Below are 14,188 nucleotides of genomic sequence, written 5' to 3' on the forward strand. Positions count from 1 at the left end.
ACGACGGAAATGAACCTGGCGAGGCTCTCTCCCGGCGAGAAGGGGCGCATCACGGCGATCGGGGCGATCGGCCCGATGCGGCGGCGGCTCATGGACATGGGGCTCCTCCCCGGCGAGGAGGTGCGGGTGGAGAAGGTCGCCCCGCTCGGCGATCCCATCGAGGTGCGGATCCGCAGCTACCACCTGTCGCTCCGCAAGAAGGAGGCGGAGGGCATCGCGGTGGAGGTGACGCCGTGAGCGCCGCGCCGAAGCTCTCCCCGGTCTCCGCAGAGCACCCCGGCGCCGCGCGGTCGATCACCATCGCGGTCGCCGGCAACCCCAACTCCGGCAAGTCCACGCTCATCAACGCGATCGCCGGCAGCCGCCTGCACGTGGGCAACTGGCCGGGCGTCACCGTGGAGAAGAAGGAGGCCGCCTTCGAGCACGAGGGGCGGCGCCTGCGGCTCGTCGATCTGCCGGGCACCTACTCCCTCTCGCCCTACTCGCAGGAGGAGATCGTCGCGCGCGACTACCTCGCCCACGAGCGGCCCGACGTCATCGTGAACGTCGTGGACGCGACGAACCTCGAGCGGAACCTGTACCTCACGGTGCAGCTCCTCGAGCTCGGCATCCCGGTGGTGATGGCGCTCAACGTGTACGACGAGGCGCAGGCGAAGGGCCACCGCATCGACGTGCGCGGCATCGAGGCGCGGCTCGGCGTCCGCGTGGTCCCGACCTCCGCGACGCGCAAGCAGGGCCTCGAGGAGCTGCTCGGAGCGGTCGTCGCCACCGCCGACCGCAGCCACGTCCGGACGATCGCCCCGCTCTCCTACGGCCCCGACCTCGACGGCGCGACCGCGGGCGTGGCGCGCGCCCTCGAGGAGCGACACCCGGAGCTCACCGCGCGCCTCCCCGCGCGCTGGCTGGCGCTGAAGCTCGTCGAGGGGGACGCGCGCGTCCTCGAGGAGACCGGCCTCGAGCGCGACGCCCTCGTCGCGGCGCCGCTCGCCCACCTCGTCGCCGCCCACGGCGACGACGTGGAGGCGATCGTCGCCGAGGCCCGCTACGGCCTCGCGGCGGGGCTCACCCGCGAGGTGCTCGAGAGGCCGAGCCTCCAGAAGACCGAGCTCACCGAGCGGATCGACCGGGTGGTCCTGAACCGCTTCCTCGGGATCCCCATCTTCCTCGCCGCCATGTGGCTCGTCTTCAAGCTCACGTTCGATCTCTCCGCCCCCTTCGGCGACTGGATCGACGCGATGACGAGCGGCCCCTTCAAGCGCTGGGCGGCGGTCCTGCTCGGCGCGATCGGCGCGCCGGGCTGGACGGTGTCGCTCGTGAACGACGGCGTCATCGCGGGCGTCGGCTTCGTGCTCGTCTTCGTCCCCGTCATCTTCGCGATGATGTTCTTCATCACCTTCCTCGAGGGCTCCGGCTACATGGCCCGCGCCGCCTTCGTGATGGACAAGGCGATGCACGCGATGGGGCTCCACGGGAAGTCGTTCATCCCGATGGTCCTCGGCTTCGGCTGCAACGTCCCCGGCGTGTACGCCACCCGCACGCTGGAGAGCGGGCGCGACCGCATCCTCACCGCGCTCCTCATCCCCCTCATGTCCTGCGGCGCGCGCCTCCCCGTGTACGTGCTGTTCGTCGGGGTGTTCTTCCCGCAGCGGCCCGGCACGGTCATCTGGTCGCTCTACGTCATCGGCATCGCGCTCGCGATCACCATGGGCGTCGTCTTCAAGAAGACGCTGTTCCGCGGCGAGGCGCCGGCGTTCATCATGGAGCTCCCGCCCTACCGCATGCCGTCGCTGCGCAGCCTGTGCCTCCACACCTGGGAGAAGGGGAAGCACTTCCTCACCAAGGCCGGCACCTACATCCTCGCGGTGTCCGTCATCGTCTGGTTCATGCTCAACCTGCCCTGGGGCGTGGAGCACAAGAAGGACTCGTACCTCGGCAAGGCGGGGCAGGTGATGGCGCCCGCGCTCGCGCCGCTCGGCTTCGGCACCTGGGAGGCGGCGTCCTCGCTCATCACCGGCGTCATCGCCAAGGAGATCGTGGTCGGCACGATGTCCGAGATCTACGCGCCGAAGCCCGCCCACGAGGAGCAGGCGCCGACGTTCGCCGAGGACCTGCGCGAGATCGGCACCTCGTTCGTGGGCGCCGGGCGCGAGGCGCTCTCGAACGTGGTGTCCACCGCGGGGCTCTCCTCCATCTCCATCGACAAGGCCGACGAGGCGCCCTCCCCGCTCAAGGACGCCGTGCGCGGCGCGTTCACGCCGCTCACCGCGCTCGGCTTCATGGTGTTCGTGCTGCTCTACATGCCGTGCGTGGTGGTCGCCATCGCCATGCGCCAGGAGTTCGGCGGCTGGAAGTGGTTCGGCGTCGCCTTCGCGTACCAGACGGCGCTCGCCTGGGGGATGGCGCTCCTCGTCTACCAGGGCGGCCGCCTGCTCGGGCTGGGGGCGTGAGCATGGGCCTCGAAGACGCCGTCATCGCCGCGCTCGTCATGGCGGGCGCGCTCTACCTCCTCTACCGCTCGCTCTGGAGGGGCGGAGGCGCCTGCCACGGGTGCTCGTCGGGCGGCGCGTGCAGCGCCCGGGCACGCGCACCCGCGCCCCTCGTGACGCTCGGCCGCCGCCCGGAGCCGCGCCCACCGCGGCCGTCGGCCTCCGCCGGCGGCGGCACGGGGACCTGATCCGCTCCTCGCACCCCCTCGCCCATCCCGCAGCCCGACTCGACCCGGGGAGGAAGCTCCCCCGGGACCCCACCCCACTCGAATCGCCGGAGCACGCACCCGATGTCCTCGAACCGCCTCCTCGCCCTGCTCACCGCCGTCGCCCTCTCGGTCCCCGCCGCCGCCCTCGCGGAGGGGGACCTCCCGATCCAGGACAACAGCTTCCTCATCGAGGAGGCCTACAACCAGGAGCCGGGCGTCATCCAGCACATCAGCACCTTCAGCCGCGTCGGCGGCACGGGCGCGTGGCTCTACTCGTTCACCGAGGAGTGGCCGGTGCTCGGGCAGACCCACCAGGCGAGCGTCACGCTCAACTACGCCGGCCTCGAGGCCCCCCGCGCCACCGGGCTCGGCGACCTCATGCTCAACTACCGCTGGCAGGCGATCGGGAGCGGGGAGACGGAGGTCGCGCTGGCGCCGCGCCTCTCGGTCCTCGTCCCCACCGGCGACGAGCGGCGCGGGCTGGGGCTCGGTGGCGCCGGCGTCCAGGTGAACCTGCCGCTGAGCGCCATGCTCGGGCGGCGCTTCGTGACGCACGTGAACCTCGGCGGAACGTACGTTCCGTCCGCGCTCGCCTCCGACGGCGGCCACGGTGCGCTCACCTCGTTCTCAGCCGGGCAGAGCCTCATCTGGCTCGCCCACGCGCGCTTCAACGTGCTGACGGAGGTGCTCTACACGCGCTCGGAGACGGCGCGTCCCGGCGCGAACGATCACGCGGAGACGTTCACCGTCAACCCGGGCGTGCGCGGCGCGATCGACTTCGCGAGCGGGCTGCAGATCGTCCCGGGCGTCAGCGTGCCGCTCGGCGTCGGGCCGAGCCACGGGGAGCGCGCCGTGTTCCTGTACCTGAGCTTCGAGCACCCGTTCCGCCTCGCCGGTCCGACGGCCGAGGCGTCGGCGAAGCCGAGCGCGGACGGGCGTGGATGACGGTGGCGTGCCGCCGGCGCGCGGGCACGGCGCCGGCGCCCCGCGCCCTCAGGCCTGGCCCGCCGCGACCAGGATCCAGCGCAGCGCGAGCCCGCCCGCGAGCACCAGCGCGGGCGCCACGCGGGTCGCGCCGAGGTGCAGGCGCACCTCGAGCGTCTCCATGAGGAGCGGCACGGCGAGGCCGCCGAAGACCACGAGGGCGAAGAACTGCGCCGTGAACGGGCCGCCCAGCAGGAGCCCCGCGGCGGCGTGACCCGCCGCGCCTCCCGTGGAGAGCCCGACGAGGAACAGGACGATGAGCGCCGCCTCGACGGTGATCGCCGCACGGTCCCAGCGCGCGACGAGCCGCCGCTCGTCCGCGTCGAGCCCGAAGAGGAGCAGGAAGGCCGCGCCGGTGGAGAGGCCCGAGACGAGGAAGAGCGGGCCGAGCAGGGCGGAGCTCCACAGGGCGCGCGCGCCGAGCGTGGAGAGGAGGACGCCGGTGTACACGCCGAGCGCGACGCCCACCCACAGGTTCGCGCGGAGGAGCGCCGGCGCGCGGCGGAGCGCGTACGCCCGCGCGGTCCGGACGAGGCCGCCCAGGCCGACGCGGCCGGCGAGCGCCGCAGCCCGCGCGGCCTGCGCCTCGTCGAGCCCGCCGAGCGCGACGAGCAGGCTCACCGGGTAGACGGCGACCAGGATCCACGCGCCCCACGACATGGGCGAGGACGGCCGGAGCGCGAGGTAGAAGCGCGCGATGTGGAGCTTGTGGGCGAGGTCGAGGAACAGGGCGCCCATGCCCACCGACACGAGCACCGGCGCGGCGAAGGCGAGCCAGCGCGCGGCGGGGGAGCGCTCCGGCCGCCGCGCGGCGAGGAGTGAGGTGACGATCATGAGCCCGGCCGCCATTCCGCCGAGGAAGAGGTAGACGGGGACCTCCCAGCCCCAGACGTGCAGCTGCGGATCGATGAGCCGGCTGTGCCGCGCGAGATCGAGCTCGGTCATGGTGGTCTCCCGTTCGTTAGCCGCTGCAGCCGCCGCCGCCCGCCTTGCGCGGCCCGCCGGGCGCCGCGGCGGGCACGGGGGGCGGCGGCGCCGCCTTCATTCCGGTCATCGCCGCCTGGATCCCGGCGCGCAGCCGGTACGCCTCGAGGTCGGAAGCCGGCGCGCCCGGAGCGGGCGGAGCGGGCGGGGTGAGCGCGAACGCCTCCCACGCCGCAAAGCCGCCCTCGAGGGCGTACACGCGGCCCGGGTAGGCCGCGGCGGCCTCCGGCATGGCGGGGAGCTCGGCGGCCCCGACGAGCACGAGGTCGCGCCCGGGGCTCGCGTCCGCGAGCCCGAGCGTGCCGAGCTTGTCCTGCGGGACGCACTCGGCGCCGGGGATCCGCTTCGCCGAGCAGGCCTCCATCGGCCTCAGATCGACGATGCGGAGCTTCCAGGGCTCGTCGAACACGCGGCGGGCCAGCGCGAGCGGCGCGAGGCCGGTCGGCGCGCGCCCGCCCTCGCGGGCCACCGTCGGCGCCGCGAGGCCCACGAGGCCCAGGGCGGCCGCGACGGCGAGCCCCGCGAACACGAAGCGCCCGGGCCGCCCCGCCGGCGTCGGGACCGCGCCGGGATGGGAGCGGCCTGCGAGGACGCGCTCCAGCTTCTCCGCGCCGACGAAGCACCCGACCGCCATCGCGGTCACGGCGAGCGCGACGACGTACGGGCCGGAGCGCGGCGAGAGGTGGAACAGCTCCCAGAGGTAGAAGTTGCCGAGGTCGCCGGCGTTGTGGAAGGTCGCGAACCCCGGCCGCCACTCGAGCTCCGCCCAGAGGACCTGCCCCACGATGACGCCGAGCACGGTCATGAGCCCGTCGAGCTTGCCGGAGGCCATCGCCACGAACGAGGTGCCCGGGCAGTAGCCGGAGACGATGAAGCCCGCGCCGAGCAGGAACCCGCCGGCGACCATCGGCACGAGGTAGGTGCCGCTCACGGCGTGATCCGCGAGCGCCTTGAAGTCGGCGAGCCCCAGCGCCGAGGCGAGCACGACCCCGAGCATGGCCGTCACGATCGCGCTGAACATGACCTTGAAGACGGTCATGTCCTCCCCGTAGAACTGGGCGGCGAGCTTGTTGGCGCGCCCGAAGCCGGCGCGCTCGAGCACGAACCCGAACCCGAAGCCGATGAGGACCGCGGCGACGAGCCCGAGCTCGAAGGGCGGCAGGATGGGGAACGTCATCTCCACTCCCTCCTCAGGAACCAGGCGAGCGCGTAGCCGCCGCCGAACACCGAGAACATGAAGGCCCAGGCGCCGACCGACAGGAGCGCGCCGCCCGAGAGCGCCTGGCCGGAGGTGCAGCCGCGCGTCATCTTGGCGGCGGCGCCCATGAGCACGCCGCCCGCGAGCGCGAGCGCGAGCCGCGCGCCGTTGCCGATGCGGGGCCCCTTCAGCACCTCGCCGCGCAGCCGGCCGGAGGTGTAGGCCGCGACGACGCCGCCGAGCAGCGCGCCGAAGATCTCGAACACGAGCCAGGTCACGTGCGGGCTCGCCTCCGCGCGCGCGAGGGACGGCGTGCTCGCCACGTGCGAGGGCGCGAAGACCTCGAGCGCGGCGATGCCCGCGCGGAGCGACGCGCCGGAGGCGCCGAGGCCCGAGCCCATCACCAGGAACGAGGTGAAGAGCACGAGGCCGAGGGCCACGCCGGCGAGGTACGGGTTCCAGAACTTGTCGGGGTTCCGTTGCATCTCGGGCTCCTACGTGAGGAAGAACACGTTCGGCTCGTTGCCCGACCCGGGCTGGAGCACCTTCACGCGGCGCGAGCGGGTGAGCTCCGCGACGCGGCTCGCCGGGTCGGCGAGGTCGCCGAAGGTGAGCGCGCGCGTGGGGCAGGTCTCCACGCAGGCGGGGAGGTTCCCCTCGCGGACGCGGTGCAGGCAGAAGGTGCACTTGTCCACGAAGCCCTCCGGGTGGACGTAGCGCGCGCCGTACGGGCACGACGCCACGCACGCCTTGCAGCCCGTGCACTTCGACCGCGTCACGGCCACCACCCCGCCGTCGGCGACGTGGCTCGCGCCCGTCGGGCAGGCGGAGACGCAGGAGGGGCGGCTGCACTGGTTGCAGCGCTCCGAGCGGATCTCCATCGAGAGCCCCGGGAACGCGCCGTGCGTCTCCTCGGCGATCCAGCCGCGGAACCCGCCGCTCGGCAGCGCGTTCTCCGTCTTGCAGGCGATGACGCAGGCGTTGCAGCCGACGCAGCGGGCGGTGTCGACCGCCATGGCGTAGCGCTTCCTCATGCCGACCTCTCGGCGCGCTCGAGGCGCACGAAGTTCACGCTCATGCCGGTGCCGCCCATGATGGGGTCGACGGCGTAGCGGGTGACGAGCGCGCTGTCGGAGGCGCCGCGGCCGTACGCGTAGCCGAGCCGCTTCGCGGTCTGCCCCCAGCCGTGCACGAGGTACACGCAGTCACCGCGGATCCGCTGCGTCACCTTCGCGCGCACCGGCCCGGAGCGCGCGCCGTCCTGGTTCACGAGGAACACGCGCTCGCCGTCCTCGAGCGGCTGCGCGAACCCGGGCAGCGCGCGCGCGACGTCCGCGTTCACCCACACCTCGTTCTCCGGGTAGGGCTCGGCGAGGAGCCGGTTGTTCACCGTGCGGCCGAAGGTGTGCGTCGGGGCCCGCCCCATGAGCAGCCGGAACTGGCCCGGGGGCGGCTCCTCGTGCGGGTAGTACTGGGGGAGCGGGTCGAAGCCGAGCTTCGCGAGCTCCTCGCTGCGCAGCTGGATCTTGCCCGACTCGTGGGGCACCTCGACCGCGAGCCCCTCCTCCTCGCAGGTCGCGACCTCGCGGCCGAGCACGACGCCCGTCTCGCGGGCGCGGGCGACGTCGTGGCCGCCCGCGCGGAGCCGCGCGTCCACGTACTCGCGCGCGTCCTTCCAGGGGAAGTGCTCCGCGAGCCCCACGCGCCCGGCGAGCTCCTTCGCGATCCACCAGCCCGGCTTCGAGTCGTGGAGCGGCGGCACCACCTCCTGCCGCACCGCGAGGAACGGCCGCTTGTACGCGGGCGCCGCGATGTCGTCGTCGCGCTCGAGGTAGGTCGCCTCGGGGAGCACCACGTCGCTCCACCCGCAGATCTCCGCGGGCAGCACGTCGATCGACACGACGAGGTCGAGCCCCTCGAGCGCCTTCACCGTCTGGCGCCGGTCGGGCAGCGCCTGCATGAGGTTGCAGCCGTAGATGAGCCAGGCCTTGAGGTCGTAGAGCGCCTGGCCCGACACGCTCGCGTCGCACAGGCCCGAGGCGATGACCTCGGTGGCGACCGGGAAGCCGCCCTTCTTCGGCCGGTCGGCCGCGCCCTTCCCCCCGTGCGGAGGCTCGGCCGTCACCGGGTACGGCGGGAGCGAGAGCTTCGCGTGGCTCACGTAGCCGCCGCGCCGGCCCCAGCTGCCGAGCAGCGCGGAGAGGATCGCCATGGCCCGCGCGCGCTGGGTGTCGTCGCCGTACCAGGTGGTGTGGCGGCCGGGGTGGACGAGCGAGGCGGGGCGCGCGGAGGCGATGAGCCGCGCGCTGTCGCGGATGAGCTCGGGGCGGAGGCCGGTGATGGGATAGGCCCACTCCGGCGTCTTGTCCGCCACGTGCGCGCGGAGCTCCTCGAGGCCGACCGCGTGCTTCGCGAGGTACTCGGCGTCGTAGGCGTTCTCCGCCAGCATCACGTTCATCCAGGCGAGGAGGAGCGCGATGTCGGTGCCGGGCTTGATGGGCAGCCAGTAGCGCGCCTTGCTCGCGGCGACCGAGAAGCGCGGGTCGACCACCACGAGCTCGGCGCCGCGCCCGACCGCCTCGGCGAGGTCCTGCACCTGGGTGTTGTGCATGTTCTCGCCGAGGTGGCTGCCGATGAGCGTGATGACCCGGGCGTTCGCGAGGTCGATCGGCTCCGGCGAGCCGAGCGGCGTGCCGAAGGTGAGGAGGTAGCCCGCCTCGCGCGGCCCGCGGCACTGCGCGTAGGACGGCGCGCCGACGTTGGGCGAGCCCCACGCCTTCATGAAGTGCTTGAACCAGGTGCCGCCCGAGCCGTGCGTGAAGAGCGCGACCGCCTCGGGGCCGTGCCGGCGCTTCACCTCGAGGAGCCCCTCGCCGACGCGGTTCAGCGCCGCGTCCCAGCTCACCTCCTCGAACACGTCTTCGCCCCGCTTCTGCGTGCGGACGAGCGGCCTCCTCAGGCGATCGGGGTCGTAGAGGAGGCCGGTCGCGCCGGCGCCGCGCGGGCAGAGCATGCCGCGGGAGAGCGGGTGGTCGGGGTTGCCGACCACCTTCGTCACCCGCCCGTCCTTCACGTGCGCCCTCACCCCGCAGCCCCAGAAGCAGAGCTCGCAGTACGAGGCGACCACGCGGTCGCCGTCGGTGGCGGGATCCTCCACGCGGTCCGCGTCGAGGCCCCACCAGCGCGTGGTGAGCCCGGACGCGAGGGCCGCGCCGCCGGCCGCCGCGCCGCCGATCTGGATGAACTTCCTGCGGGTGAGAGTCATCGCTGGCGCTCCTTCGAGGGAGATCCTGACGCGCCTTGCCGCGCTAGAAGTGGTAGGCGAGGCCGACGTCGATCTCGAGCTGCGACATCTCGGTCGAGTAGGCGGCGATGCCCTGGCCGTTGCCCATCGGCGGCGGCGGCGCGGCGTTCGAGCCCTCGAGCTTCGAGTTGAGCGCGTACATGCCGGCCACGTTCACGTTGAGCTTCTGGCCGATCGCGTAGCCGACGCCGGCGGTGAGGTGGTGCTCCGAGACGGCCGGGAACGCCATGTTCTCGAACGCGCGGTCCGGGTCGAGCGGCATCTTGCCGTAGTTGTAGCCGGCGCGGAGCGCGAGCTGCGCGGTCGGCTTCACCTGGGCGCCCACCTTCACCACCCACTGATCGCTCCAGCCCATGTTGAACGGCATGGCGCCGGTGGCGCTCGGGTCGCTCGTGTACTGCGGGAGCCCGTCACCCATCGTGCTCGACCAGTCGATCCACTGGACGTCCACCGCGAGGAGGAGGGCGTCCACCGGGGTCACGGCCACGCCGAGGGTGGCGCTCTGCGGCTGGTCGAACGAGAGCTTGTCGGTGCCGCCCGGGATCGTCGTGCCCGGCGCCATCGGGTTCGGGCGCGCCGGGACGTCGAACGAGAAGTCCTGGAACCAGCTGCGCGTCTCGTACGCGGCGCCCAGGGTGACGCGCTTCACCGGCGTGAACTTGACGCCGAAGGTGGCGCCGCCGCCCACCGCCGTGGAGGTGTCGTGCGCCGCCTGGCCGGCGCCGGAGGCGACGTCGTACTTCATCTGCGCCACCATGACGTTCGCGGTGACGCCGAGGCTGAGGCGATCGCTCACCCGGTAGGACGCGCCGGGCGTGAAGCGGCCCTGCATGTAGGAGGTGAGGGTCGGCCCGTAGTAGAGGTTCGTCGCGTAGTCGACGCCCATGCCGGCGACGCCGAACACGCCGAGGCCGGCGGAGATCCGGTCGGTCACCGGCTGGACGTAGGCGATGACCGGGATCGGCGAGGCGCCGCGGTCCGAGTCGAGGGACGCGCCGTCGTTCGCGACGAACATCGCGGGCATGCTCCCCGTCGCGCTGTAGCTGACCGACGGCTTGAAGTACGAGCCGCCGAGCTCGAAGCACCGCCCCAGGTCGGCGATGCCCGCCGGGTTGGTGAGGAGCGAGGCGCCGTCGAGCGTCGCGCCCACGCCCACGCCGCCCATGGCGTCCTGCACGGCGCCGAAGCCGATCATCCGCATGCCGTTCGTCGCGTGCGCCGCCGCCGGCGCGATCGTCGAGATCGCGGCGAGGAGCACGGTGAGCCTCTTCATCGTCATGGCCTCTTCCTCTCTCGTGGCACGCCGGGCGAGCCGGCGCGCGGTCCGTCGCCAGGCGGTTCGCTGCGTGGCGCAACTCTCGTCGCAGGCGGGCATTGCGCGCCGCGTGCCCGTTCGGGAGTCACGTCGAATCGCGGACTTGGCTCGAGCACGCGACTCTGCGTTTCAGGTGCGACGACACACCGCGTTTCACGGCGAAACGCGGTGTGTCAGGGTGTGCGACGAGGGAGAGTCCGATGGAACAGGCCCAGCACCCCACGAGCAACCGCGACGTCGCCTTCGCCGCCGTGAACGCCGCGTTCGGCTCGATCGGCCGCATCTGCATGGCGCTCGACGGACAGTTCCGGATCCGCCACGCCTCCGAGCGCGTGGAGTCGCTGCTCGGGCCGGGGGCCGCCGCGCGGATCACGGGTGCGCCGGTCGAGACGGTGCTCGGCAGCGAGCTGTTCGGGCCTGAGGGACCCCTCCGTCAGGCGCTCGTCGCGGGCGAGCGTCGCGAGGGGTGGCGCGCCTACCTCCAGTGCGAGCGCGGCCCGCGGCTGCTCTCGGTCACCGCCGCGCCCCTGCAGCACGACCCGCACGGCGTCTGCGATCCCTCCGCCGCCTACCTCGTCATCCTCCGTCCCGCCGACGACGAGTCGCCGGACGTCTGCGCGCCCGTCGCCGGCTTCGGCGTGATGTGCCGCTCGCAGGCCATGACGCGGGTGTTCCGCCTCATCGAGACGCTGCAGCACAGCGAGTCGACCGTGCTCGTCACCGGGGAGAGCGGGACGGGCAAGGAGGTGATGGCGCGCATCATCCACGCGCACTCGCCGCGCCGGAACGGCCCGTTCATCGCGGTGAACGCCGCGGCCCTCCCCGCCGAGCTGCTCGAGAGCGAGCTCTTCGGGCACGTGCGCGGCGCCTTCACCGGCGCGATCCGCGACCGGACCGGGCGGTTCGAGTCGGCCGAGGGCGGGACGCTCTTCCTCGACGAGATCGGCGACCTGCCGCTCGCCGTGCAGGTGAAGCTCCTGCGCGTCCTGCAGGAGCACACCTACGAGCGCGTCGGCGACGACAAGGTGCGCAGGACGAACGCCCGGATCATCGCCGCGACCCACCGCGATCTCCGCCGCGCCGTCGCCGCCGGCACCTTCCGCGAGGACCTCTACTACCGGCTGCGGGTGTTCCCGGTGGAGCTCCCGCCCCTGCGCGCGCGGCGCGAGGACATCGAGCCCATCGCGCGGGTCCTCCTCGGGCGCGTGGGCGCTCGGACGGCGCGGGCGCTGCACTTCTCGCCCGACGCGCTCCGCGCCCTCCTCTCCCACGACTGGCCCGGCAACGTGCGCGAGCTCGAGAACGCGCTCGAGTACGCCGCCACCGTGTGCAAGGGGCAGACGCTCCAGCCCGAGGACCTGCCGCCGGAGGTCGGCGCGGCCGCGGCGGCGCGCGCGGAGCCGCTCGTCGCGCCCGCGCCCGCCCTCGCCCCCTCCTCGACCCCGGCGGCCCTCCTCGCGATCGCCGGGCGCCGCGCCGTCCCGCACGACGAGCGCGCCACCCTGCAGGCGACGCTCGACGCCCACCGCTGGAACCGCGCGGACACCGCCAAGGCGCTCGGCCTCTCCCGCAGCACGCTGTGGCGGCGCATGCGGGCGCTCGGGCTGCTCGACCCCGCGGAGGCTTCCGGCGCGCTCGCCTGACGAGGTCCGCCGGCCTCGCGCTCAGGGCGCGCGCCGCCAGAGGCCGCCGTGGTGCGACACCCACGCGCCGGACCCGCACATGAGGCCCACGGGCATCTCGGCGCGCTCCCACGTTCGCCCGTCCCAGCGGAATCGATTCATGGGATCGTGGTTCCAGCGCGACGTCGGGACGGCCCAGACGTCGTCCGCGCCGGTCCCGAAGATGCAGCGCACCGGGTAGGTGGGGCCGGCGGTCCCCGCCCAGCGGCTGCCGTCCCAGCGGTAGGCGACCTCCCCGATCAACGCCCAGGCATCGTGCGGCGTCGCGCCCCACATCGCGCCGCGCTCCCAGGACGAATCGCGGGCCGTGAGCGCGCGGCACTCGGTCGCTCCGCGGAGCTCCTCGCTCCAGCCGCCGTCCGACCAGCGCCAGATGACCTGCTGCAGCACCGCCTCGTACGGCGGGTCGCCCTGGATCGGCGTGACCGCGAACCCCAGCGCGAACAGCAGCCCCGGGCGCGGCGTCCAGATCGCGTGCACCTCGCCCGGCGAGCCGCGGCCCGTCCACCGCTCGCCGTCCCAGTGGAAGACGCCCGCCTCGTTCGACGCCCAGGCGTCGGTCGCGCCGGTGCCGGTGAGCTTCTCCCGCAACGCGCGGTACCGCGGGTCCCAGGCCGAGGCCGCGCTCCGGTCGACACGGGTCGGCGTCCAGCGCACGCCGTCCCAATGGAGATAGCCGTCGCGGTGGGCGAGCCAGACGTCGCTCGCGCTCGAGCCGTACGTGGCCGTGTAGAGGAGCCCCACCTCCGAGGCGGGGAGCCGCGAGCCGGAGACGCGGACCCAGGTTGCCCCGTCCCAGCTCACGAGCTCCGCGCCGCCGTCCTCCGTCGGCGCGAGCACCCACGCCTCGTCGGCGGGCGCCAGGTTCCGGTCGATGACCCGCAGCTCGCCTCCGAGGTGAGCGCGAGGCGTCCAGCGCTCGCCATTCCAGTGGTAGAGCGCGCCGGACACGTCGTCCGTGCGCATGCCCCACACGTCGTGCGCCCCCGCCGCCCAGAGGACGCGGTCCGGCGCGTCCGCGACCTCGCTCCAGGCGCCGTCCGCGAGGTGATGCTCGCCGACCCAGACGTCGCCGCGCGTCGCGACGAACACGGGGCCCGAGATCGACGCGTCCTGCGGCCACCACTCGGCCCCGTCGAACCTCCAGACGGTGGGCTCGGTGGAGCGGAACGGCTCCCGGGCCCGCGAACCGGCCTGCGGAGGAGACAGCGCGCTCGCCCACACGTCGTCCGGCGCCGAGCCCGAGATCGAGCCCAGCCCATCGGGCAGGCGGACGAGGCCTCCGCCCAGGCGCCACTCGGACCAGCTGCCGCCGCGACGCCGCACGACGGCGACCGCCCGCGTGTTCACGCCCGCCCGCAAGCCTTCCCACGGCAACGTGACGCCGAACACGTCGTCGATCCCCGCCGCCCAGACGCCGTACACGTCGCCGGCGTAGCCTTCCGGGCACGCGAACGTCTCCGCGACGGTGCCGTCGAACCGCTGGAAGCCGCAGCTCCACGTGCCGGTCCACGCCACCCCGTCCGAAGAGGAGATGGAACCCTGTGTGAACACCTCGCCGCGGGCCTGACGCGTCCAGCGCGTTCCGTCCCATCGGAGGAGCGTGAGCGGATCGGCCGTCCACGCCTCCGTCGCGCTCTTGCCCCAGACGTCCCTCAGGTCGAAGCCGACGTACAGCGGGATCCCGCCCGGCTCGCGCGCGACGCCGAGCCACTCCGCGGACCACGCCGCGCCGTCCCAGTGGAGCATCCCGCCGAGCGTGGTCGTCGCCCACACGTCGCTCGGGCCGCTGCCCCACATGCTCCGGACGGGCGCGCCGCGCGGGAAGTTCCACCAGCACCAGCCCCCGGCGCACGGGCGGTCCGAGGTCGCGACGCCTGCCTCGACCGGCAGCAGCGACGCGGGGACCTCGCCTGCGACGTCCGGGGGGATCGGCCCGGAGGGTTGGCGCGGGTCCGGCGGCGGCCCGCTCGCGGGCGGTTCCCCTCCCGCCGGAGGTTCCGCGCTCGATCGGCCCGCTTCGCCA

General features: G+C 73.7%; 12 protein-coding genes. 5 read left to right on the forward strand and 7 right to left on the reverse strand.

Features of this window, described 5'->3' with window-relative positions:
- The first annotated feature begins 9 nt into the window (after positions 1-9).
- From MLV88_RS16905 to MLV88_RS16920, 4 genes are all read left to right on the forward strand, one after another.
- Positions 10-237, forward strand: coding sequence for a FeoA family protein (locus MLV88_RS16905; RefSeq protein WP_242337702.1), 228 nt, complete (start codon positions 10-12; stop codon positions 235-237).
- Positions 234-2,447: a ferrous iron transport protein B gene (gene feoB / locus MLV88_RS16910; RefSeq protein WP_242337700.1), complete on the forward strand. Its 2,214-nt coding sequence runs from the start codon at positions 234-236 to the stop codon at positions 2,445-2,447. The genes MLV88_RS16905 and feoB overlap by 4 nt, the downstream gene beginning before the upstream one ends.
- Before the next feature lie 2 nt (positions 2,448-2,449).
- Positions 2,450-2,674 carry a hypothetical protein gene (locus MLV88_RS16915; protein ID WP_242337698.1) on the forward strand — a complete coding sequence of 75 codons (225 nt, stop codon included), beginning with the start codon at positions 2,450-2,452 and terminating at the stop codon, positions 2,672-2,674.
- Positions 2,675-2,776: 102 nt separating this feature from the next.
- The gene (locus tag MLV88_RS16920; protein WP_243338052.1) at positions 2,777-3,640 is read left to right on the forward strand and encodes a hypothetical protein; all 864 of its coding nucleotides are present in this window, start codon (positions 2,777-2,779) and stop codon (positions 3,638-3,640) included.
- A 48-nt stretch (positions 3,641-3,688) separates the two neighbouring features.
- On the opposite strand, the gene nrfD is transcribed toward MLV88_RS16920, so the two are convergent.
- The 6 genes from nrfD to MLV88_RS16950 are packed head-to-tail and all read right to left on the reverse strand — an operon-like array spanning position 3,689 to position 10,444.
- Positions 3,689-4,624: an NrfD/PsrC family molybdoenzyme membrane anchor subunit gene (gene nrfD / locus MLV88_RS16925; protein WP_242337694.1), complete on the reverse strand. Its 936-nt coding sequence runs from the start codon at positions 4,622-4,624 to the stop codon at positions 3,689-3,691.
- Between the two features lie 16 nt (positions 4,625-4,640).
- On the reverse strand, positions 4,641-5,840 hold the full coding sequence (locus tag MLV88_RS16930) for a YeeE/YedE thiosulfate transporter family protein (RefSeq protein WP_242337692.1): 1,200 nt from the start codon (positions 5,838-5,840) through the stop codon (positions 4,641-4,643).
- On the reverse strand, positions 5,837-6,346 hold the full coding sequence (locus MLV88_RS16935; protein ID WP_242337690.1) for a YeeE/YedE thiosulfate transporter family protein: 510 nt from the start codon (positions 6,344-6,346) through the stop codon (positions 5,837-5,839). The genes MLV88_RS16930 and MLV88_RS16935 overlap by 4 nt, the downstream gene beginning before the upstream one ends.
- Positions 6,347-6,355: 9 nt before the next feature.
- The gene (locus MLV88_RS16940; RefSeq protein ID WP_242337688.1) at positions 6,356-6,895 is read right to left on the reverse strand and encodes a 4Fe-4S dicluster domain-containing protein; all 540 of its coding nucleotides are present in this window, start codon (positions 6,893-6,895) and stop codon (positions 6,356-6,358) included.
- Entirely contained in the window at positions 6,892-9,126 is a 2,235-nt protein-coding gene (locus MLV88_RS16945) for a molybdopterin-containing oxidoreductase family protein (RefSeq protein WP_242337686.1), read from the reverse strand. The genes MLV88_RS16940 and MLV88_RS16945 overlap by 4 nt, the downstream gene beginning before the upstream one ends.
- Positions 9,127-9,169: 43 nt before the next feature.
- Positions 9,170-10,444: an OmpP1/FadL family transporter gene (locus MLV88_RS16950; protein WP_242337684.1), complete on the reverse strand. Its 1,275-nt coding sequence runs from the start codon at positions 10,442-10,444 to the stop codon at positions 9,170-9,172.
- 236 nt (positions 10,445-10,680) lie between these two features.
- Here MLV88_RS16950 and MLV88_RS16955 point away from each other — a divergent pair, with 236 nt between their 5' ends.
- Positions 10,681-12,123: a sigma-54 interaction domain-containing protein gene (locus MLV88_RS16955; RefSeq protein ID WP_242337682.1), complete on the forward strand. Its 1,443-nt coding sequence runs from the start codon at positions 10,681-10,683 to the stop codon at positions 12,121-12,123.
- Positions 12,124-12,144: 21 nt separating this feature from the next.
- On the opposite strand, the gene MLV88_RS16960 is transcribed toward MLV88_RS16955, so the two are convergent.
- Positions 12,145-13,938 carry a hypothetical protein gene (locus tag MLV88_RS16960; protein ID WP_243338054.1) on the reverse strand — a complete coding sequence of 598 codons (1,794 nt, stop codon included), beginning with the start codon at positions 13,936-13,938 and terminating at the stop codon, positions 12,145-12,147.
- Positions 13,939-14,188: the final 250 nt, after the last annotated feature.

The organism is Anaeromyxobacter soli, assembly GCF_022808855.1.
GTDB lineage: Bacteria > Myxococcota > Myxococcia > Myxococcales > Anaeromyxobacteraceae > Anaeromyxobacter > Anaeromyxobacter soli.

Bases quoted from the DNA above. Each gene is read 5' to 3' on its own strand.
- MLV88_RS16905 (WP_242337702.1), top strand. From the start codon at position 10: ATGAACCTGGCGAGGCTCTCTCCCGGCGAGAAGGGGCGCATCACGGCG.
- MLV88_RS16915 (WP_242337698.1), top strand. From the start codon at position 2,450: ATGGGCCTCGAAGACGCCGTCATCGCCGCGCTCGTCATGGCGGGCGCG.
- MLV88_RS16920 (WP_243338052.1), top strand. From the start codon at position 2,777: ATGTCCTCGAACCGCCTCCTCGCCCTGCTCACCGCCGTCGCCCTCTCG.
- nrfD (WP_242337694.1), bottom strand. From the start codon at position 4,624: ATGACCGAGCTCGATCTCGCGCGGCACAGCCGGCTCATCGATCCGCAG.
- MLV88_RS16930 (WP_242337692.1), bottom strand. From the start codon at position 5,840: ATGACGTTCCCCATCCTGCCGCCCTTCGAGCTCGGGCTCGTCGCCGCG.
- MLV88_RS16935 (WP_242337690.1), bottom strand. From the start codon at position 6,346: ATGCAACGGAACCCCGACAAGTTCTGGAACCCGTACCTCGCCGGCGTG.
- MLV88_RS16940 (WP_242337688.1), bottom strand. From the start codon at position 6,895: ATGAGGAAGCGCTACGCCATGGCGGTCGACACCGCCCGCTGCGTCGGC.
- MLV88_RS16945 (WP_242337686.1), bottom strand. From the start codon at position 9,126: ATGACTCTCACCCGCAGGAAGTTCATCCAGATCGGCGGCGCGGCGGCC.
- MLV88_RS16950 (WP_242337684.1), bottom strand. From the start codon at position 10,444: ATGACGATGAAGAGGCTCACCGTGCTCCTCGCCGCGATCTCGACGATC.
- MLV88_RS16955 (WP_242337682.1), top strand. From the start codon at position 10,681: ATGGAACAGGCCCAGCACCCCACGAGCAACCGCGACGTCGCCTTCGCC.